Origin of the sequence: Nonomuraea sp. NPDC050394, from assembly GCF_044459065.1 — a bacterium.
In the GTDB taxonomy this organism is placed as follows: domain Bacteria; phylum Actinomycetota; class Actinomycetes; order Streptosporangiales; family Streptosporangiaceae; genus Nonomuraea.
In genome coordinates this window covers 1-20,669 of sequence record NZ_JBITIO010000022.1, presented here as the reverse complement: position 1 = coordinate 20,669, position 20,669 = coordinate 1, and the positions used below count along the sequence as shown (strand labels likewise).

The following is a 20,669-nucleotide window of genomic DNA, read 5'->3' as shown; positions in this document are numbered from 1 at the left end:
CACCTCGGCAGGCGTGTCACACGTTATGCAGTCGTATGGAACGCTACGGTCCGTGTCAGTGGGGAGAAAGGAAGCGCATCCATGGCAAGCGTCGAGGAGTGCCGGGCCGCCCTGGCCAAGCTTGTCGCCAATTTCGATGAGATCAGCGACGAGGACCGCGCCAAGCACGTCGTCGAGCGGACGGTCAGCTGCCGTGTCTCCGACCTCGACGTCGTCTTCTACGGCCGGCTCAGCCACGACGGCCTGGACCCGTTCACGCAGGAGCCTCCGGCCGGCGGCAAGGAGGCGGACGTGAAGCTGACCATCACGAGCGACGACCTGATCGCGCTGGTCGACGGCGAGCTCGACCTGGCCAGGGCGCTGCTGGGCGGCAGGGTCAAGGTGGATGCCAGCTTCGGCGACCTTCTGCGGCTGCGGAAGTTGCTCTGATATGCTTAACGCATCCGTTAAGTACTTGGGGTGCGTCCATGGGAATGATCATCGACGCGGAGCGGCTCGGCCGCCGCTTCGGGCAGAGCACCGCGGTTGACGAGCTGACCCTCACGGCCGGCGCCGGCGAGGTCGTCGGCCTCCTGGGTCCCAACGGCGCCGGCAAGACCACGACCATCAGAATGCTGGCCACCCTGCTCCCGCCGAGCTCGGGCACGGCGCGGGTGTGCGGCTTCGACGTGGTACGCGCGGCCGGCGAGGTACGCCTGCGCATCGGCTACGTCATGCAGCAGGTCTCCCCGATGGGCTATTACATGCTCACCGGCCGGGAGAAGACCGAGATCGAGGCGGCCCTCTACCACGTGCCCAGGAAGCGGGTGAAGGCCAGGGCGGCGGAGGTCCTGGAGCTCGTGGGCCTGAGCGCCCACGCCGACCGCCTGGTGCAGGCGTACTCGGGCGGCATGCAGAAGCGGCTGGAGCTGGCCTGCGGCCTGCTGCACCGGCCCGAGCTGCTGATCCTCGACGAGCCGACGCTGGGCCTGGACGTGCAGTCGCGCCACCACGTCTGGGACCACATCAGGCAGCTCTGCCAGGAGGGCATGACCGTCCTGCTGGCCACCAACTACATGGACGAGGCCGAGCGCCTGTGCGACCGGCTGACCATCGTCGACCACGGCCGCGAGGTCGTCTCGGGCACCCCGGCCGGGCTCAAGGCGGAGATCGGCGCCGGCAGCCTGGACGAGGTCTTCCTGCGCCACACCGGCCACGCGCTGCGTGAGGAGGCCGCGTGATGTGGGCCCAGGAGGTGCTCGCGCTGTCGCGGCGCTGGCTGCTGATGACCCTGCGCGAGCGGCTGAACCTGCTGTTCAGCGTGCTCCAGCCGGCGGTGTGGCTGGTGTTCTTCGCCGGCTCGCTGGGCGGCGCCATGAACGCCGAGGTCGTGGGCACCACCGACTACCTCGCCTTCGCGGTGCCCGGCATCATCGCCTTCACCGTCGTCGGCAACGGGGTGAGCGCGGCGATGCCGCTGCTGTTCGACAAGGAGACCGGTTACCTCGACAAGCTGATGAGCATGCCGATCAGGCGCAGCTCGCTGATCGTCTCGCGCTTCGTCTTCCAGATGGGCATGAACTCGGCGCAGGTGCTGGTCATCCTGCTCGTCGCGCTCCTGCTCGGGGTACGGCCCGCCACCGGCCTGCCCGGCGTGCTGGCGATCCTGCTCACCGCGGCGCTGCTGACGCTGGCGATGACGGCCGCGGCCATGGCGCTGGCCTGCGCGGTCCCCTCGCACGGCACGTTCTTCGCAGTCACCGGGTTCGCGTCGCTGCCGCTGCTGTTCATGTCCAACGCCTTCGTGCCGCTGACCGCGATGCCCGCCTGGATGCAGGTCGTGGCCAAGGCCAACCCGCTCACGTACGCGATCGAGGCGATGCGGCTGCTGATGCTGGACGGCTGGAGCGCCGGGCTGCCGGTGGCGATGGGGGCGCTGGTGCTGGCGTCCGCGCTGCTGCTCGTGGTGGGAGCGTGGCAGTTCGGACGCCAGACCAGCGAACGCGTCGCCTAGAGGAGCGGCTGAGCTCGGTCCAGGGCGGGCGGGTTCAGCGGGCCCGTGCCGAGGTAGGAGCGCAGGGCCTCGTAGTCGCGCGGCCCGCGCACGGCGTCGGTGTAGCCGGTGAAGGCGCTGTAGCCGTCGGCGCCGATCAGCGTGTAGGCCAGGGCGGCCAGCCGGTAGGTGCGGGCGGCGTCGAGCGGCTTGCCGTCGATGAGCACGTTCTCGACGCGCTCGCCGACCGGCTTGCTCACGTCATACGAGAAGCGGACATTTCCTGATACGGCCAGCGGGGCGAACCGGACCGTCCCGTTGGGCTGCGTCTGCCACTGCTGCTCCAGCGCCTGGTCGACCTGGGCGCCCTTCACCGAGACGGTCAGCACCGGGTTGGCGTAGCCCCACGCCGCCCACGCCTGGGCGAAGGTGACGGGGCCCGCCTTGAGGTCGCCGCGCAGCGAGTTCGAGCCCTTCACCGGCGCCACCGCGACCATCGCCAGGTCGGCGCCGTCGGAGGCGGCCTTGCCCGCGTCGGCCACGAGGTTGCCCAGCGTGCTCTCGCCGTCGGCGTCACGCACCCTGGTCACGTCACCGGTCAGCGTGCCGATCTGGCGGGCGCCGGTCTCCTTGGCCTTGGCGTTCCAATAGTCGACCATCGCGACCATCTCGGGGTCGGCGGGCACGTCGCGGGTGACGGGGTGGTTGCGCGCGGTCGTGGCCGGCCTGATCACGTCGCGAGTGCGGCGGTCGATCTTCAGATTGATCTCGTTGATGAGCCGGCCGTGGTTGGCCGCCTCCACGACCGGGCGGAGGTTGCCCGCCGGGTCGGGCAGCGAGCAGTTGAAGAACCAGTGCCAGTGGCCGGTGACGATCGCGTCGATGTCGGGCGAGGCGTCGCGGGCGAAGTCCCAGATCGGGCCGCTCTTGGTCGCCCCGCAGCCGTTGAAGTCCTGGCCGGCGGCGCCGCCTTCGTGCACGTTGGCGACGATGGCCTCCACGCCCATCCGCTTGAGGATCGCGGCGTACTTGTTGGCCGTCTCCACCAGCGGCAAATTGTCCAGCGTGGGCTGGTAGGAGGTCGAGCCGGCGACCGTCGTGGGCGTGGTGAGGTTGATGAAGCCCACCGGCACGCCCTGGAAGCGCTTGATCACGAACGGCTGCAGCACCGGCCGGGTGCTGCCCTTGCGGGTCATGTTGGCCGAGGAGATCTCGAAGCGGGCGCCGGGGAAGCGCCTGCCGGAGGAGTCGGTGAAGCAGCTGTCCAGGCCGACCTCGCCGAAGCACCTGCCCTTGCCCATGTGGTCGCGGGTGAACTCCAGCGACCGGTCGAACTCGTGGTTGCCCGCCGCGGTGAACTGCACGCCGATCCGGTTCAGGAACTCGACGGTCGGCTCGTCGGCGTGGTGGGAGACCTCCACGGGCCAGCCGCTGAAGTCGTCCCCCGTGGTGAAGGTGACGGTGTTGCGCTTGCCGTTCCGCAGATTCTTCAGGTGGGTCGAGACGTACGGCGCGCCGCCCACCACCAGCGTGTTGCCGGCGCCGTCCTTGATCGTGCCGTCGGCGGCGTTGCTCTGCGGGGTGATGTAGCCGTGGAAGTCGGTGATGGACAGCAGTTGCACGTCGACGGGCTGGCGCCCGGCGGCCGAGGCGGGCTGTGCGGTGAGCGCCACGAGGGCGGCCGCGCCTATCAGCAGGGGTAAACGCATGGGGATCTAACCCTTCGTTCCGGTGAATGCGATTCCGGCGATGAGCTGCCGCTGCATGATCACGAAGAGCACGATGACCGGCAGCGAGGCGACGATCGATCCGGCGAACAGGATCGGGAAGTTGGTCTGGAACTGGCCGCGCAGCGAGGCCAGCCCGGCGGCCAGCGTCATCTGCTCGGGGTCGGTGTTGACGACGAGGGGCCACAGCAGGCTGCTCCACGACCACATGACGCTGAGCAGCCCGAGCGCCAGCAGCCCCGGCCTGACCAGCGGGAGCATGACGTGCCAGTAGATCTGCAGCGGGCTGGCGCCGTCGAGGCGGGCGGCCTCGTCGAGCTCGTTGGGCAGCGTGAGGAAGAACTGCCGCAGCAGGAACGTCCCGAAGGCGCCGAACACGCCGGGCGCGATGAGCGCCTGCAGCGTGTTGAGCCAGCCGAGACCCAGCATGATCTCGTAGCGGGGCAGCAGGAACAGTTCCTGCGGCACCATCAGCACGGCCAGGAACACCATGAAGATGACGCCCCGGCCCGGGAAGCGCAGCCGCGCGAAGGCGAAGGCGGCCAGCGAGCACAACAGCAGCTGCCCGGCCGTGACCGCGGCGGTGACCACGACGGTGTTGAGGAACTGCCGCCCGAGCGGCACCGTCTTGAACACGTCGGCGAAGTTCTCCCACCGCCACGACGGCACGAACACCGGCGGCACCCGCAGCGAGTCGCTGAGCGTCTGCAGGGAGACGATGAGCTGCCACACGAAGGGCGCCAGCATGACCAGCGCCCCGGCGATCAGGGTCACGTGCGCGGGCCAGGTCCTACGCATAGTGCACCCATCTCTTCTGCAGCCTGAACTGGATCGCGGTGAGCACGAGGATCAGGCCGAGCAGGACGACGGCGATGGCGGCGGCGTAGCCGCGCTGGTTCTGCACGAAGCCCTGCTCGAAGAAGAAGTAGACGATCGTGCGGGCGCCGGGCAGCGCCGGGCTCTTGAGGTCGATCATGAGGTAGACGAGGTCGAAGACCTGCAGCGCGTTGATCAGCGTGATGACGAGGACGAAGAAGGTGGTCGGGGTGAGCAGCGGCAGCGTGATGCGGAAGAACTGGCGCAGCCGCCCGGCCCCGTCGATCTCGGCCGCCTCGTAGTAGTGGCGGGGGATGCCCTGGAGCCCGGCCAGGAACAGCACCGCGTTGTACCCGATGGAGCTCCAGATGCCGACGAGGGCGAGGGCGTAGATCGCCGCGTCGGGGTCGGCCACCCAGTACGGGCCGTCGATCCCCACCACCGCGAGGAGCTGGTTGATCGGCCCGAAGTCGCCGTTGTACAGGTAACGCCAGGTCAGGCCCACGGCCGCGGGCATGGTGACCACCGGCAGGAAGTAGACCGTCCGGTAGAAGCCCAGCCCGCGCAGCCCGCGTACGTTGAGCAGCGCCGCGACCACGATCGACAGCGGCACGCCCGCCAGCACCAGCACCGCGTACAGCAGTGTGTTGCCCAGCGCCCCCGTCATCTCCTCGTCGGCGGCCAGCGCGGTGAAGTTGTCCAGGCCGACCCAGGTCTGCCCGCCGAACACGCCGGACTCGGTGAAGCTGAGGTAGAGCGTCTGCGCGATCGGCCAGACGTAGAACACGGCCAGGCCCAGGGCCATCGGGGCGATCAGCGCGTAACCCCAGAGCCGTTCTCTGCCTTTCATTCCTTGGCCAGGATCTCGTTCATCTTGACCGCGATCTCCTTGGCCACCTCGGCCGTCGGCCGCTTGCCCGTCCAGGCGTCGACCAGCAGCTTGTTCTGCACGTCCTGCCACTTCGCGGTGTCGAGCGTCACGGGATACTCCACGCCGTGCGGCATCGAGCCCTCGAACAGCCCCTTCAGGTCGAAGTCGGGGTAGGCCTTGTAGAAGCCGTCCTGGGTGCCCTCGCGGGCCGAGATCGAGGCGCCGCCCGCGTCACTGAAGATCTTCTGGCCCTCCTCCGAGGCGAAGAACGCGGCGAAGGCGGTGGCCTCCTTCGGGTGCTCGGTCTTGGCCGAGACCGCGTTGGCCAGCGAGGCCACGATCATGCCTTCCTGGGCCGGGCCCTTGGGCAGCGGGACCAGGTCGACGCGGGACTTCACCTCGGGGTTGGCGGCGTAGGTGGCGGCGAACCAGGACCCGCCGTACTGCATGCCGATCTTGCCCGTCTGGAACAGCTGCAGCGGCTCGGTGTCGTTGTAGACCTGGGCCTGCGGCGCGACCTTGTCCTTGTTCATCAGGTCGGTCCAGAACTCCAGGCCCTGGATGGAGCCGGCCTCGTCGAAGCCGGACTTCTTGCCGTCGGCCGACAGCACGCGCCCACCGGCCTGGATCATCGTGTTGTAGAACCCGCCCTGGTCCCACATCGGGGTCATGATGCCCCACTGCTTCTTGGCCGGGTCGGTCAGCTTCTTGGCGGCGGCCCTGACGTCGTCCCAGGTCCAGTCGGCGGTCGGGTACTTCATCCCGGCGGCGTCGAAGATCTTCTTGTCGTACCAGAGCGCGGGCAGGCTCACACTGAACGGCAGCGCCCACACCTTGCCGTCATAGCGGTATCCGGCGACGGTGGCCGGGGTGAAGCCGGTCGTCTTGCTCTCGTCGGCCGGGGCGATGACGCCGCCCTTGGCGTACATGCGGACGTTGAGGCTGCTCATCCAGAACACGTCGGGCGCCGATCCGCCGGCCGCGGCGGTCTGGAGCTTGGTCCAGTACTGGTCCCAGGGGGTGATCTCCAGCTTGACCGTGACGCCGGGGTTGGCCTTCTGGAAGGCGTCGATGATCTTCTGGGCGGCGGGGGCGTCGTTCTTCTCCCACAGCGCATAACTGATCTCGATTTTTCCGGGCTTCTCGGGCTCGCTGGAGCCGCAGCCGGAAGCTAACAGGGCCAGTCCGAGCAGCCCGGCGATGGGCAGGCGCTTACGCATGGTCGTTCTCCAAACAGGGGGTGTGGCTACGGCCATCGAAGGTTGGCCGTCCAGGCGGCGAGCTCTGCGTCGATCTCCGCCCGGGTCCGTGGGTGGCCCGGCGCGTCGGGACGCCGTTGCCAGGGGTGCGGCCCGCCGGCCGGGCGATACTCCACGCCCAGCGCGTCCAGCCGCCTTTCGTGTACGGCGAGGCGGCCGAGGAAGTCCTCGAAGTCGCGCCCGTCGTTCCATACCGCCTCCGCGAACGCGGCCAGGCGGGGGAAGGCCATGTAGTCCAGCAGCCGGGGCGAGTCGATGTGCTCGGTCCACAGCGCCGCCTGCGCGCCCAGCACCCGCTCGCGTTCGGCCGCCGAGAGCCCGGCCGGCACCGGGTCGAACCCGTGCACGGCGCGCAGCCCGGTCACGCTGCCGATCGCGACCGGCTCCTGTTCGCCCTCGGCCTGCCGGAAGTCCAGGTAGGTCTCGGCGAACGGCGAGACCACCACGTCGTGGCCGGCCCGCGCGGCCATCGCCGCGCACGCCTGCCCGCGCCAGGCGGCGACCGTCAGACCGGGCGGCAGCCCGCCCGCCAGCAGCTCGTCCCAGCCGACGGGCTTGCGTCCGCGGGCGATGAGGTAGTCGGTGAAGTGGCGCACGAACCAGCTCTGCAGTGCCTCGGCGTCGCGCAGGTCCAGCTCGCGGATGCGTTCCTTGGCGGGGACGCTCTCGTTCCACTGGCCCTTGGGCACCTCGTCGCCGCCCACGCACACGTACGGTCCGGGGAAGAGCTCCAGCACCTCGTCCAGGACGTCCTTGAAGAAGGCGATGGTGGCGTCGGCGACGTTGAGCACGTTCTCGCCGACGCCCCACTCGGTGCGTACCGGCAGGCTCGTGTCCAGGTTGCCGAGCTCGGGGTAGGCGGCGATGGCGGCCTGCGTGTGGCCGGGCAGGTCGATCTCCGGCACCACGGTGACGAAACGGTCGGCCGCGTAGGAGACGATCTCCCGGATGTCGTCCTGGGTGTAGAAGCCGCCGTGCGGGCGGCCGTCCCATCTGCGGTGCCTTTTCGCGCCGAGCGGGGACTCGTGGCGCCAGGCGCCGATCTCGGTGAGCTTCGGGTACTTCCTGATCTGCAGCCGCCAGCCCTGGTCGTCGGTCAGGTGCAGGTGCAGGACGTTCAGCTTGTGGGCGGCCAGCAGGTCGATGTAGCGCAGCAGGTCGTGCTTGGGCAGGAAGTGCCTGGCCACGTCGATCAGGCAGCCGCGCCAGCCGTACCGGGGACGGTCCTCGATCGTGACGGCGGGCACCTGCCACGGCCCTCGCGCGGTACGGCCGGCGCGGAAGGCGGCCGGGCCGAGGAGCTGGCGCAGGGTCTGGGCGCCGTAGAAGGCGCCGGGTGCGGTGGCGGCCTCGATCAGGACGCGGCCGGGGGTGGCGGTGAGGCGGTACTCCTCCTCCGCCATGTCGCCCACGTGGCGCATCTCGATGCCGCCGGGGCCCTCCGGCAGGGGTAAGCCGGTCGCGGGGCCGAGCGCTCCGCGCAGCCAGGCGGCGGCGCGGGCCAGGGCGGGGTCGGCGGTGAGCGTGGTGGCGGGGCCCAGGCTGAAGGCGCCCTGCCCGGGGACGGCGGCGACGGGTGCGGGAACAAGCGGCACGGCACTGGTCACAGCGTCACCACCGTTCCGGTTTCGCGGGCCCGTTCCGCCGCCCACACCAGCAGGTGCCCGGCGAGCGCGTCGGTGGCGTCGCCGCCGAGCCCGCTCTGGTCCCGGGTGGCCACGGCCTCCACGAACGCCTCCACCAGGCCGCCGTCCCCGCCGCCGTGCCCGTCGGCCAGCGAGGCTCCGCCGCCCGTGGCCTCCACGGTGTGCTCCTCACCGGTGCGGAAGTCGACGACCCTGATCGACACGCCGTCGCCCTCGGCGTAACCGTGCGAGCCGAAGATCCTGGTCTTGCGGTGTTCGAGCGGGGTGAAGGCGGTCATGGTGAACGAGACCGTCGTCCCGCGCGCGAACTCCACGATCACGACCTGCTGGTCGACCACGTCGTTGTCGGCCGCGTAGACGCAGCGACCGTACGGCCCCGTCTCCAGGGCCCGCGTGACGCCGGCCACGCTGGCGTCCGCCGTCACCGCGCCGAGCGGCCAGAACTCCTTGTGCGGGTCCCCGATCATCTCCAGGTAGAACCGCTTCGCCGAGTACGGGCAGGCCGATTCGATCTCCAGCGGGCACGACACGCAGCGGTCGGCGGCGCCGGCCGGCCGGTTCCCGGGGCGGAAGTGGATCAGCGAGCCGAAGGAGGCCACCCTCGCGGGCTCGTCCTCGACGACGTGCAGCAGCCAGTCGAGGTCGTGGCACGACTTGGTGAGCAGCATCGGGCCGGATCCGGCCACGTTGCGCCACGCCCCGCGCACGAACGAGTGCGCCTGGTGCCACCACCCCACCGGCTCCAGGTGCTGCACGCTGGCGATCTCGCCGAGCACGCCGGAGGCCAGGACACGCTTCAGCTCTCTCGTATACGCCGTGTAGCGCAGCACGTGGCCCACGGCGAACACGACACCGGCCCGCTCGACCGCCTCGACGATCCGGCGGGCCTCCTTCTCCGTCGGAGCCAGGGGCTTTTCCAGCAGCATGTCGTAGCCGAGCGCGGCGAAGGCGACGGCGGGGCCGGCGTGCTGGTGGTCCTGGGTGGCGATGACCACGGCGTCGGCCAGCTTCGGTACCGCGGCCAGTTCCTCCCAGCCGGGGAAGCAGGCCTCCTCGGGCAGCCCGTGCTCGCGGGCCACGGCCGCGCGGCGCCCCGGATCGGGATCGGCCACGGCCACGACCCTGGCACGGCCGGAGGCGGCCGCCGCCCTGGCGTAGATCTGCCCGCGCGCTCCGGCGCCGGCGATCGCGATGGTTACGGTCATCGATGTGTTTCACTCCGCGACTTATGTGGGAGTCCATAAATATTCATGGATGACCGGCCGTGGTCAAGCCCCAGGTTTCAAGGTGGCGGAGACGTCGCTTGCCGTACATAATGAGGTTTCCATCAAAAAGGAGGAGTCCAGGCGTGCACGTCAGCGGTGGGGACCTACAGCGGTTGCGGCAGCTGAACTCGCTCAGCAGCATCCGCGCCCTGCGCGACGCGCGCCGGCCGCTCACCCTCACCGAACTCGCCGCCCACACCGGGCTCTCGCGCGGCTCCATCGTCGACGTCGTCACCGACCTGCAGGAACGCGGCTGGATCGCCGAGGTCGAACCCTCCCCCGGCGGCATGGGCCGGCCCGCCCGCCGCTACCGCTTCCGCGCCGACGCCGGACACGTCCTCGGCATCGACATCGGCGTGCACAAGGTCCTGGCCACCATCACCGACCTCAACGGCAGGGCCATCGCCAGCGGCCGCACCTCCGTCAGCCCCGGCACGCCGCGCCCGCAGCGCCTCGACGCCATGAACAGAGCCATGGACGCCGCCCTGATCGCCGCCGACCTCACCCCCGCCCAGATGTGGGGCGTGGCCGCCGGCACCGTGGGCGTCGTCGATCGCGAAGGCGTCATCACCCGCGTCCAAGCGCTGCCCGACTGGGCCGGCACCGACCTCATCGGCCACCTCGGCGCCCGCCTGCCCTGCCCCATCACCATCGAGAACGACAGCAAGCTCGCCGCCCTCGCCGAACAACGCCTCGGCGTCGCCGCGGGCGTACGCGACCTCGTCTACCTCCACGCCGGCCGCCGCCCCGGCGCCGCCCTGATCCTCAACGGGCGCCCCTACCACGGCTTCAGCGGCGCCACCGGCGAGGTGGGGCTGATGGAGATCACCGGCTGGCGTACCATGACCGACCACCTGGAATCCTGCCCCGCCGCCGCCGGCGCGCCCGCGGAGGACGCCGCCGCCCTCGTCTTCGGCGCCGCCCGCACCGGCGACCCCGCCGCCCGCGCCGCCGTCGAGGCCTACGCGCGGGACCTGGCCCTGGGCACCGCGGCCATGGTCCTCACCCTCGACCCCGAGGTCGTGGTCCTGGGTGGCGGCTTCTCCCGCTCAGCCGACGTCCTGCTCGCCCCGCTACGCCAGGCCCTGGCCCCGCACTGCCTGCGCGTACCGGAGATCCGGCCTTCTACGCTGGGCGAGGAATGCGTGGTCCTGGGCGCGGCCTGCCTGGCCTTGGACCACATCGACCACCTGTTCTTCTCCCCCGAGGGCGCCCTCACCCACCCCACCGCCCCCCAACGCCCCACCCCCGCGTAACACCCCAACACCCACCCGCACCCCGGCGCCCCGCCTGTGGGCGTCACACCGCCGCGGCCCGGCCGCCCAGCAGCCCCCGGGCGGCCGGGCCCGCGCCGCGTCCCCATGTCAGCCGGCCTGGAGCCGTTCCAGCACCGGTTTCACGCTGTCCTCGTCCACGCGCCCCGCCCCGGCCGCCGCCCAAGCCGCCTCGCAGGCCGTCCGGAGCCCGTCGATCCAGGTCCCGTCACCCTCCAGGCGGAGGCTCCCCTCGACCCACGTGGCCCGCCAGCCCCGCCGTACCCCGGGATAGTCCTCACCCAAAGCCCGCAGATCCTCCGCGACATAGGTGGGCCGGTGCTCAGGCGCGGCCGTCAGCAGATCGAGCGGACCCGCCACCCCCGTCAGCACCAGGAGGCTGTCGACCCCCGCATTGCCGGCCCCCTCGATGTCGGTGTCCAGCCGATCCCCCACCACGAGCGGCCGCTCGGCCCCCGTTCGCAACATCGACTCCCGATGCAACGGCGGCGCCGGCTTACCCGCATAGACAGGCTCCACCCCGGTCGCCGAGGCGATCACCCGCACCATGGCCCCGTTTCCCGGCAGTTCGCCACGCCCGGAAGGCATCGTGCCGTCCCCGTTGGACGCCACGAACAGCGCCCCCTGCCGAACCGCCAGAGCCCCCTCAGCCAGCAGCCCGTACGACAACCCGGCCGCGATCCCCTGCACCACCGCCACAGGCTGGTCCATCGCGGTCGTCACCACCCGAAGCCCCTGATCCCGTACGGCCAGCCGCAACCCCGTCCCACCCACCACCAGCACCCGCGCCCCGGGCTCGAACCGCTCAGCGATCAACCGGGCCGCCGCCTGCGCCGAAGTGACCACGTCCTCCCGCTCCGCAGGCACCCCCAGTTCCCGAAGATGCCCCGCGATGGCAGCGGGAGTACGCGAAGCGTTGTTCGTCACATAAGCCAGCCGGACCCCTCGCCCTTTGGCCGCCACCAGCGACTCAGCCGCCCCAGGCACGGCCTGATCCCCCAGATAGACAACCCCGTCAAGGTCAAGCAGCAAGGTGTCGTACCCATCGACCAGCACCACATCTCCCCTAACCCGCGACCAACACCGCCAGCGACTCTAGCCCCCGCGCCTTCACCCACCCGCAACCAGCCGTCCGGCCGCACACAGGAAAGCCCCAACGACGCCGAAACCCAAGAACAAGCCCAAGGGCCAATGCCCAAGAGCCGAAACCCAATTCCCGCAGCCCATGCCGAGAACCCACCCGAAGTCCCGCAGCCCATGCCGAGAACCCAAGAGAGCAGTGACAACCGGCACTGAAAGATCCCGCACGCACCAAGCCCAGAGGCGCAGATTCCAAGAACCCCTTCACACAGAACCCCACCGGCCCCTCGGCAGCAGTCCCAACCGTCAGAGGATCGGCAGCCGCCCAGGACAAGCGCGCATCAAGCACCCACGCAACGCCCAGCTCCCCGGGCCAAGCCACCCAGAGAACCGGGACGCCACCGAGCCCCTCACATGGCCCGCCGAGCCCGCAAAGTCGCCCGCACATTCCTCAAAGCCGTCACATAGTTACGCTCATCCGGCCGCATGGCCACAGCGATAGCCAGCGGCTCCTGAGCCGCTTCCATATCCCCGGTACGCCACAACGACAACCCAAGCCCGAAATAGGCGTAGTCCTCCGCAGGATTCGCATCCACAATCCACCGAAACGTATCCGCAGCCTGCACATACTGCCGCGAGTTGAACTGTGCCCGGGCCAACGCCTCCCGAATGCTGCGCGACTCCGGCTCAGCCGCCACCGCACGTTCCAGAAGCGACGCGGCAGCGGCCGGGCTGCCCTCCTGAAGAAGCTTCACCCCACGCTGGTACCAGTCATAAACCTCACCCGAAGGTGCTCCGGGGGAATCATCGGGGACGTTTCTGCCTTGGATCATGCGTGAGGGCTCCTTCATCGAACGACGGCAGTTCCGCGCGATTCCCGGAGAGAACGGGCATCGCCGGGATATGGGGGCAACCCGGGGAAGACTCGGACCTCTATGGGAGCATGCCCGGTATGGGGACTCCTGAACTACCGGTGCCAGATGGGCTAATGCTGCGCCCCTTCCGCGGTGTCCGCTTCTCCGTGGACGATCCCGGGGCGGTCACCTCCCCGCCCTATGACCTGATCTCGGACGACGACGTCCAAGCTCTCCTGGACTCTCATCCCAACAATGTCGTCCGCCTCATCCTTCCCCGCGCCCCTGCCCACCTGGCCTCCTCACCACAGGTCACCACCCCCATCCCCCAAGAACCCGGCGAGTCCTCCAGCGACCCGGCCACCCTCCCTAAGAGCGCGCCCCACCCCCCGACCCACACCTCCGCCCCCCAAGCCCCACCCCAGCCGCCCTCCGTCAACCCACACAACACGGACGCCGAAAGCGCGCAGCCCATGGACACCACAGGCCAGCGCGCCGCCGACAACAGCCGCCCACAGCCCACGGACACGACGGGGCAGCACAGCGCGGCCCAAGCCTCCCTGTCCGCCTCCACCGTCGATGGACCCACGGTCTCCGCACGCCTCGACGACGTCGGGCAAGCTCCCACGCACCGCCCACACCCCGGGACACCGCACAACCCCCACGAGGCGGACCAGGCATCGGGCACAGGCCAGGAGGCCCGCGAGGCCACCGACGACGAGCCCAGCCACGCCCCACGGCAGGCCACACCGGCAGCCGAGCACGCCACGGCCCGCCCGCAGGCCGAGACCCAAGACCGCACGTCATCCTCCGCCCGCCGATACGGCGCGGCCCGAGAGGCCCTGCGCGCCTGGCTGGCGGACGGCGTCCTGGTCCGTGACGACCGCCCGGCCCTGTACGTCTACGAGCAACAAGCCCCGGGCATGCTGCAGCGCGGCCTGATCGGCGACGTCGGCCTGGCCGCCCCGGAGCAGCGCGTCATCCTTCCCCACGAGAACGTCATGCCCGGCCCCGTAGCCGACCGCCTGGCCCTCATGAGCACCACCCAGGCCAACCTCGAACCCATTCTCCTCCTCTACAACGGCAACGACCCCACCACCGCCCCCAGCACACACGCAGACCCCAAGGACACTCCGACGGCCGGATACCGAGGCAGCGGAACGTCCGGCTCGGCAGCCAGGCAGGGCAGGGCGAGCCGCCTGGTCGACGAGGTCGCCACCACCCGCCGGCCCCTGGTGACCGCCCAAACCACCGACGGCGTACGGCACAGCCTCTGGGCCATCACCGACCGGGCCGAGATCGACGCCGTGAACGCCGACCTCCGCCACCGTCAGGCCCTCATCGCCGACGGCCACCACCGCTACGCCACCTACCGCGAACTCCAACGCCACGAACACGCCCGCCGTACGACCACCCCCACAACCCCCGCACCAACAGGCCCGCACGCAGCGGCCATCCCAACCCCGGCCCCGAGCCCAGCCGACGCCACGAACAGACCCGGGCCATCGACCGACCCTGCCGACGTCACGAACAGGCCCGGGCCATCGACCGACGGCACGAACGGGCCCGGGCCATCGGCCGACGGCACGAACGGGCCCGCACCGGCGACCAGCCCGGCCCAGGCCGACCACATGTCCGGCACGCAGAACCAAGCGTCCGGCCCGTGGGACTTCGGGCTGGCCCTGCTCGTCGACTCCGACGCCTACCCGCCGGACCTCAAGGCGATCCATCGCGTCATCCCCGGACTGCCCCTCGAAGAGGCGGCCGCCCGCGCCAAGGGCGCCTGGCGAGTCCAGGACTTCGCGGACCTGCCCTCCGGGCTGGCGGCGCTGCGGGAGGCACATGAGCCGGCGTTCCTGCTGGCCGGAGAGGGCGGCGGCCATCTGCTGACCGACCCGGATCCGGTGCAGTTCGCCCGTGCCATGCCGGCTGACCGCTCGGCGCGGTGGAACGCGTTGAACACCTCCGTCCTGACGGAGTTCGTCATGCCCAGGGTGTGGGGGATGCGGGACGACGAGGTCGACGTCCGGATCGTGCACCACGACGCGCAGGCCGCGGCGGATCTGGCCGCCACCACTGGTGGCACGGCGGTGATCCTCAACGCGCTGGCCGTCGACGACGTGCTCGCGGTGGCGGCCGAGGGTGAGCGGGTGCCGCGCAAGTCCACGTCGTTCGGGCCGAAGCCGCGCACGGGACTGGTGCTGCGCACGCTGGACGCCGACTGATCCGGCCGGGGCGGCTCAGCACGCGGCCACCGCCTCGGACTCGGGGACGACTGCCCGGGTGGCCGTGGCCACCTCGACTTCGTAGCGCCAGACCTTGGCCTGCGACGGACCGTAGATGCGGCAGCGGATGGCGCCGCTGATCTCCATGCGGTCGCCGGACGCGAGGCCCTCGACGAACGCGGTGATATCGGGGTCGTACGTCACACACCGGATCGTGTCGACGACCGCGCGCGGCCGAGGCTGTGGGCGGCGGACGACCAGGCGCCACGCCGTCTGCGTGTCGCCGCTCGGCATCTCCCTGTGCTCCGGCGCGCCGGACAGCTTGCCGGTCAGCTGGACGTCGTTGTGGTCCATCTCGGGCCTCCCTCGTCGGTGAACTGGCCGAGATCACTCTTTACGATGTGGGCATGGCCGGATCGGCTCGAACGCCGTTCTGGGGATTGTGGTGAACGACTCGGGAGTGCTTGTGGACAACATCACCGCCCTTGGCGGCGACGTGTACGAAATCGACACGAAGATGGCCGGATACTCCGGGATCACCGCAGGCTATCTGATCCTGGGTGACCGGCCATGCCTGGTCGAAACGGGCACCTCGACCTCCGCGCCGGTCATGCGTGACGCGCTGGCCTCGCTCGGTGTGGGGCCTCAGGACCTCGCGACGGTCGTCGTCACCCATATCCACCTCGACCACGCGGGCGGAGTGGGGGACATGGCGAAGTACTTCCCGTCCGCGCAGATCGTGGTGCACGAGAAGGGTGCGCGGCATCTGGCCGATCCGTCGAGGTTGATGGCCAGTGCCCGGATGGTGTGGGGCGATCGGCTGGACACGCTGTTCGGGGAACTCACCCCCACCGAGGCCGAACGCATCGTCGCCCTCGGCGACACCGGCGCCATCGACCTGGGCAACGGCCGCACACTCAGCAGCCACTACTCCCCGGGCCACGCCAAACACCATGTCGGACTGGTCGATTCGGGCACCGGCGACCTCTATGTCGGCGACGCGGCCGGGGTCTACCTCCCCGAGACCGGCGACCTCCGCCCCGCCACCCCGCCGCCCGACTTCGACCTCGAAACGGCGCTCAACTCGATCGCGCTGTTCGAGGCGTTGGGGCCACAACGGCTGCTGTTCAGCCACTACGGACCGGTGGAGGCGGTTCAGGAGACCCTGGAGAGGTCCGCGGAAGAACTACGTGTCTGGGTGGACATGACGCGCCAGGCCCGTTCCGAGGGGATGGACCTGGACCACGCCGTCGCCATGGTCCACGAACGCACCAAGGAGCGCTATCTCGCACTCAAGACCGACGACGAGACCGCCGAGCAGTTCGAACTGCTCAGCGGCGCGGCCTCCAACGTCGCCGGCATCCTCCACTGGCTCGACCGCGTCTCACCGTAAACGGCGCCGCCCGCCGTACCCCAGAAGATTCCACGGTACGGCGGGCGGCGACGCAGGTCAGGACTCGGTCTTGCCGTCCTTGGGCTCAGGCGCCTCGTCGAGGATGTCACCGAAGTCCGGCTCGATGAACGCGGGCGTGATACCGGCCGCGGCCGGGGCCTCATCGTCCGCCTTGCCGGCCTCAGGCTCCGCTTCGGCCGGCGGCTCCGTCACCGTCTCGGCCTCGGCCAGGTCCGTGGCGTCGTCAGCCACGGACTTCTCCTCGACAACGTCGGCGGGCTCGTCGACCTCGGCCTCCTCGACAGCGTCGGCGGGCTCGTGGACCTCGGCCTCCTCCGGCGCGGGCGCATCCACAGCCACGGACTCGTCGGCCTCCGGCTCGTCGCCGCCCAGCAGGTCACCCGCCTCCGCGAACGCCGCCGAGTCGGACACCTCCTCGGCCTCGACATCGGTCTCGGCGTCGGCGTCGAGGTCCTCGTCGTCCTCCTCAAGGTCCTCGATGACCGCCCCGGTCAGCTCCGCGTAGCGCTCGGCCGCATCCGTCTCGCCGTCCTCGTCGAAGGACATGGCCCGCGCGAACCAGTCCGTAGCCGCCTCGCCATGCCCGGCCTCGGCCAGTGCGTCCGCGTAGGCGAACGCCAGCCGCGCCGACCAGGGACGGGTCTGCGGGTCACGCAGTTCGGGAAGCCGCTGCAGCGTGATGACCGCGGCGTCGTGCTGCCCCAGGTCCCGGCGGGCCCCGGACTCCACGATCGCCAGTTCGATCCGCCCGGCGCGGTCAAGCCGCTCCGCTTCCGGCGAACGCACCAGGTCAAGCGCCCGCTCAGGCCGTCCGAGCCCGCGCTCGCAGTCCGCCATGACCGGCAGGTACGCGTCCGACCCGGTCAGCCGCCGCGCCGCCCGCAGATCGCTGAGCGCCTCGGCGAAATGCCCGGCCCGGTAGGCCACGATCCCCGCGGCCTCCCGCACCACCCCGATCCGGGCCGCGAACCGCCGCCCGACCTTGGTGTGCTCGTAGGCCTGATCCGGATCATCCTCACCAAGCGCCCGCTCGGCCGCGACCAGATGCCTGGCCACCAGATCCGCGAGATCGCCGGGCAAGGCGCGCAGCTCGTCGCGTACCTCCTGGTCGAGCTCGTCCGCGGTGATGTCCGCCGGCATCTCGGGCAGCGGCTCGCGCTCGCGCGTCTCCTCCCGCTCGGGCTTGCCGAAACGCGCCCGCGACCCACTGTCGCCCTCGCGCGAGAACGGCCGGCCGCTGTCGGAGTCACGCCGCTCCTCGCCGCGCGAGTCCCGCTCGTCACGGAATCCGTCGGTACGGCGGGGCCCCCGGTCATCCCGGTAGCCCCCCTCACGACGCGGACCACGATCATCGTCGCGGCGAGGTCCCCGGTCGAACCCGCCCTCACGACGCGGCCCGCGATCGTAGCCACCCTCGCGACGGGGACCACGGTCATATCCGCCCTCGCGACGAGGACCACGGTCGTAGCCGCCTTCACGGCGCGGCCCACGGTCGAACCCGCCCCGGTCATCGCGCGGACCACGATCATCCCGGCGCGGACCACCGTAACCACCCTCACGGCGCGGCCCACGGTCATACCCACCTTCACGACGAGGACCACGATCGGAGTCCCCCTCACGACGAGGACCCCGGTCGTAACCACCCTCACGCTGCGGACCACGATCATCCCGACGCGGACCACGATCGTAGCCACCCTCACGACGCGGCCCACGGTCATACCCGCCCTCACGACGAGGACCACGATCGGAGTCCCCCTCACGACGAGGACCCCGGTCGTAACCACCTTCACGCTGCGGACCACGGTCGTCCCGACGAGGACCACGATCATCCCGGCGCGGACCGCGGTCGAAACCACCGTCGCGCCGCCCGCCGCTCCCGAAGTCCGGACGCTCGGCGAACCCGCGCTCATCCCGGTCCGGGAACGCCCGCCGCGGAGCATCGCCCTCACGACGCGGGCCACGGTCGTAGCCGCCTTCTCGTCGCGGACCGCGGTCATCATCCCGCCGCGGACCACGATCGAATCCGCCCTCACGACGAGGACCACGATCGTAACCACCCTCACGGCGAGGCCCGCGGTCATAACCACCCTCACGGCGAGGCCCGCGGTCGTAACCGCCCTCGCGACGGGGCCCGCGGTCGTAACCGCCTTCTCCTCGCGGCCCGCGGTCATCCCGACGGGGGCCACGGTCGTAGCCGCCTTCCCGGCGACCCTCCCGTCCCCGATCGTCGGAACGGAACGGACGGTCGCCCTGGTTTCCGCGCGAGTCGCGGGAGCCGTACCCGCCTCTGTTGTCGTCTGGGCGCTTGTCTCCGTCGCGGGGGCTGTCGCCACGCCCGCTCTGTCCGCCGTCCGATCCGCTATCTCTGTTCACTTCTGGTCCATTTCGTTGGCTCACTCCGCGGACCCGTGTCTCACCCAACGGTCCACTGTGGCTGCCCGCACCGCGGGTCTTACGCGAAGAAGGCCACCCGTGGTGGGGTGGCCCGGCTCCTCCAGCCTAGCAAGCTCCAGCAGTTCACCGACCCGGGCCAATATTCGGTCGCCCCCGAAGCCCGGCTCCACCAGGATGACGGCATGTCGCTACGCCCGTACGAGATAGCCGAAGCCCGCCACCGCATCCTCAACCCTTTCACCGAAGACAAACTCGATCTCCTCGGCGAAATCTGTCACCCCAGCCCAGGGACCCGGCACCTCGACCTCGCCTGCGGCAAAGGCGAACTGCTCAACCGGTGGTCCAGCCGCTACGGCGTCCATGGCACCGGCGTCGACCTCAGCGAGGTCTTCCTCACCGCCGCCCGCGAACGCGCGAATGAGCTCAACGTCACCGACCGCGTCCAATTCATCCACTCGGAAGCCGCCACCTACGCCCAAGAAAAGGCCGAACCCAGCGCATACGACATCGTCTCCTGCATAGGCGCCACCTGGATCGGCAACGGCCTCACCGGCACCTTGGACCTCATGCGCCCGCTGTTGCGCCCTGGCGGGCTGATCCTGGTAGGCGAGATCTTCTGGAACACCACTCCGCCCCCGGAAGCCGCCACCGCGCTGGGCATCGCCAACCACCCCTGCCTCTCACTGGCCGCGACCGCCGAACGCATCGAGCGATCCGGCTTCGAGCTCCTCGACATGATCCTGGCCAACCCCGACAGCTGGGACCGCTACACCGCCTCCCAATGGTGGACGATCAGCGACTGGCTCCGCGACAACCCCGACGACCCGGAGGCCCCCGCGATGCGCGACTTCCTCCGCCAATGCCGCACTTCCCATCTCGAGTACGGCCGGCAGTACCTCGGCTGGGGCGTCTTCATCCTCCGCCCAGCCATACCTTTGCTCAACCCATAAACCAGATCTCCCCACGTCAGGGGATATATCCAGACATGGCAACTGCATCCACGCACCACGGCCCGGCCTTCCGCCCGGAATCCGGCTGGCTGACCTTCGCCGGGATGCTCGGCGTCGTGCTGGGCGTCTTCAACGCCATCGAAGGCCTGATCGCCCTGTTCCGCAACGACTACTTCATCACCCCGGCCGGCCGCCTACTCGTCTTCGACTACACCACCTGGGGCTGGATCTGGCTCGCGGTCGGCATCCTGCAGATCGCCGCCGGCGCCGGCATCATGGCAGGCCAAGTCTGGGCCCGCGCAGTCGGCGTCATCCTCGCCGCCCTGGCCATGATCGGCCAGTTCGCCTTCGTCCCCGCCTACCCGGTCTGGTCCATCATCAGCATCGCTCTATGCGTAGTAATCATCTACGGCCTAATAGCCGCCCCCCGCAACGCCACCGGCTAACCACCCACACAAAGCCACTCCGTAGACGGCACCGTGTATGCCCACCACCGCCTGCGCCGCGGTCAGTTCGCCAACCACGCGCCAACACACGAGGAGCCCCGAGGCGCCAGAAACCCTGGGCCGCCACACGCGTTGCGCCGAACACGCCCGCGGGGTTCTCGCCGTCCCGGCGCTGGACAAGCGTGGGGAGGGCGGGGTGGTGTGAGCCCCGGCCGCCCGGGTTCGTGTGGTGGAGGCGCACACGTGAGGGGGGCAGGCTCGCGCAGGTGAGCCCGCAACGCAAAAAAGGGGCTATCCCACAACGGTGGGACAGCCCCTCGGAACGCGAAGAACGCGAAGAAGGGGCCCGACCGGATTGGTCGGGCCCCTTCTCCTGCATGTTTTTGTGCGGCGGTGACCTACTCTCCCACACCCTCCCGAGTGCAGTACCATCGGCGCTGGGAAGCTTAACTTCCGGGTTCGGAATGTAACCGGGT

General features: G+C 70.2%; 18 protein-coding genes and 1 rRNA gene. 8 read left to right on the top strand and 11 right to left on the bottom strand.

Going from position 1 to position 20,669, the window contains the following annotated elements:
- Positions 1-81 precede the first annotated feature (81 nt).
- Genes ACIBKY_RS49085 through ACIBKY_RS49075 form a run of 3 tightly spaced genes read left to right on the top strand, consistent with a single transcriptional unit; the run spans position 82 to position 1,993 of the window.
- Entirely contained in the window at positions 82-429 is a 348-nt protein-coding gene (locus ACIBKY_RS49085; protein ID WP_397108525.1) for an SCP2 sterol-binding domain-containing protein, read from the top strand.
- 38 nt (positions 430-467) lie between these two features.
- Positions 468-1,220, top strand: a complete 753-nt coding sequence (locus ACIBKY_RS49080) for an ABC transporter ATP-binding protein (protein ID WP_397108523.1) — start codon at positions 468-470, stop codon at positions 1,218-1,220.
- Positions 1,220-1,993, top strand: a complete 774-nt coding sequence (locus ACIBKY_RS49075) for an ABC transporter permease (protein ID WP_397108717.1) — start codon at positions 1,220-1,222, stop codon at positions 1,991-1,993. Before ACIBKY_RS49080 ends, ACIBKY_RS49075 begins: the two co-directional genes overlap by 1 nt.
- On the opposite strand, the gene ACIBKY_RS49070 is transcribed toward ACIBKY_RS49075, so the two are convergent.
- The 6 genes from ACIBKY_RS49070 to ACIBKY_RS49045 are packed head-to-tail and all read right to left on the bottom strand — an operon-like array spanning position 1,990 to position 9,496.
- Positions 1,990-3,681: a bifunctional metallophosphatase/5'-nucleotidase gene (locus ACIBKY_RS49070; protein ID WP_397108521.1), complete on the bottom strand. Its 1,692-nt coding sequence runs from the start codon at positions 3,679-3,681 to the stop codon at positions 1,990-1,992. The genes ACIBKY_RS49075 and ACIBKY_RS49070 overlap by 4 nt on opposite strands.
- A 6-nt stretch (positions 3,682-3,687) precedes the next feature.
- Positions 3,688-4,497: a carbohydrate ABC transporter permease gene (locus ACIBKY_RS49065; protein WP_397108519.1), complete on the bottom strand. Its 810-nt coding sequence runs from the start codon at positions 4,495-4,497 to the stop codon at positions 3,688-3,690.
- Positions 4,490-5,365, bottom strand: coding sequence for a carbohydrate ABC transporter permease (locus ACIBKY_RS49060; protein ID WP_397108517.1), 876 nt, complete (start codon positions 5,363-5,365; stop codon positions 4,490-4,492). The genes ACIBKY_RS49065 and ACIBKY_RS49060 overlap by 8 nt, the downstream gene beginning before the upstream one ends.
- Positions 5,362-6,606: an ABC transporter substrate-binding protein gene (locus ACIBKY_RS49055; protein ID WP_397108515.1), complete on the bottom strand. Its 1,245-nt coding sequence runs from the start codon at positions 6,604-6,606 to the stop codon at positions 5,362-5,364. Before ACIBKY_RS49055 ends, ACIBKY_RS49060 begins: the two co-directional genes overlap by 4 nt.
- 26 nt (positions 6,607-6,632) lie before the next feature.
- Positions 6,633-8,252 (bottom strand): beta-N-acetylhexosaminidase, encoded by a 1,620-nt coding sequence (locus tag ACIBKY_RS49050; protein WP_397108513.1) that lies wholly within the window; start codon positions 8,250-8,252, stop codon positions 6,633-6,635.
- Positions 8,249-9,496 carry a Gfo/Idh/MocA family protein gene (locus ACIBKY_RS49045; RefSeq protein ID WP_397108511.1) on the bottom strand — a complete coding sequence of 416 codons (1,248 nt, stop codon included), beginning with the start codon at positions 9,494-9,496 and terminating at the stop codon, positions 8,249-8,251. Before ACIBKY_RS49045 ends, ACIBKY_RS49050 begins: the two co-directional genes overlap by 4 nt.
- A 143-nt stretch (positions 9,497-9,639) precedes the next feature.
- Here ACIBKY_RS49045 and ACIBKY_RS49040 point away from each other — a divergent pair, with 143 nt between their 5' ends.
- Positions 9,640-10,812, top strand: coding sequence for an ROK family protein (locus ACIBKY_RS49040; RefSeq protein ID WP_397108509.1), 1,173 nt, complete (start codon positions 9,640-9,642; stop codon positions 10,810-10,812).
- Between the two features lie 108 nt (positions 10,813-10,920).
- Here the strand turns inward: ACIBKY_RS49040 and ACIBKY_RS49035 are convergent, their stop codons facing one another.
- Entirely contained in the window at positions 10,921-11,886 is a 966-nt protein-coding gene (locus ACIBKY_RS49035; protein ID WP_397108715.1) for an HAD-IIA family hydrolase, read from the bottom strand.
- A 434-nt stretch (positions 11,887-12,320) separates the two neighbouring features.
- Positions 12,321-12,743 carry a tetratricopeptide repeat protein gene (locus ACIBKY_RS49030; protein ID WP_379617555.1) on the bottom strand — a complete coding sequence of 141 codons (423 nt, stop codon included), beginning with the start codon at positions 12,741-12,743 and terminating at the stop codon, positions 12,321-12,323.
- Positions 12,744-12,898: 155 nt separating this feature from the next.
- Between ACIBKY_RS49030 and ACIBKY_RS49025 the strand changes: the two genes are divergently transcribed.
- Complete coding sequence (locus ACIBKY_RS49025; RefSeq protein WP_397108507.1) at positions 12,899-14,989, top strand: DUF1015 family protein; 2,091 nt, start codon at positions 12,899-12,901, stop codon at positions 14,987-14,989.
- Between the two features lie 15 nt (positions 14,990-15,004).
- On the opposite strand, the gene ACIBKY_RS49020 is transcribed toward ACIBKY_RS49025, so the two are convergent.
- Positions 15,005-15,343 carry a single-stranded DNA-binding protein gene (locus tag ACIBKY_RS49020; RefSeq protein WP_397108505.1) on the bottom strand — a complete coding sequence of 113 codons (339 nt, stop codon included), beginning with the start codon at positions 15,341-15,343 and terminating at the stop codon, positions 15,005-15,007.
- A gap of 112 nt (positions 15,344-15,455) precedes the next feature.
- Between ACIBKY_RS49020 and ACIBKY_RS49015 the strand changes: the two genes are divergently transcribed.
- On the top strand, positions 15,456-16,382 hold the full coding sequence (locus tag ACIBKY_RS49015) for an MBL fold metallo-hydrolase (protein WP_397108503.1): 927 nt from the start codon (positions 15,456-15,458) through the stop codon (positions 16,380-16,382).
- 57 nt (positions 16,383-16,439) lie between these two features.
- On the opposite strand, the gene ACIBKY_RS49010 is transcribed toward ACIBKY_RS49015, so the two are convergent.
- Complete coding sequence (locus ACIBKY_RS49010) at positions 16,440-17,543, bottom strand: hypothetical protein (RefSeq protein WP_397108501.1); 1,104 nt, start codon at positions 17,541-17,543, stop codon at positions 16,440-16,442.
- Between the two features lie 1,340 nt (positions 17,544-18,883).
- Between ACIBKY_RS49010 and ACIBKY_RS49005 the strand changes: the two genes are divergently transcribed.
- Both ACIBKY_RS49005 and ACIBKY_RS49000 read left to right on the top strand, forming a co-directional pair.
- A complete protein-coding gene (locus tag ACIBKY_RS49005; RefSeq protein ID WP_397108499.1) occupies positions 18,884-19,747 on the top strand; it encodes an SAM-dependent methyltransferase in 864 nt (287 codons plus the stop codon).
- Positions 19,748-19,782: 35 nt separating this feature from the next.
- On the top strand, positions 19,783-20,193 hold the full coding sequence (locus ACIBKY_RS49000; RefSeq protein ID WP_397108497.1) for a hypothetical protein: 411 nt from the start codon (positions 19,783-19,785) through the stop codon (positions 20,191-20,193).
- Positions 20,194-20,578: 385 nt separating this feature from the next.
- Here ACIBKY_RS49000 and rrf read toward each other — a convergent pair.
- A 5S ribosomal RNA gene (gene rrf, locus ACIBKY_RS48995) occupies positions 20,579-20,669 on the bottom strand; the annotation flags it as partial.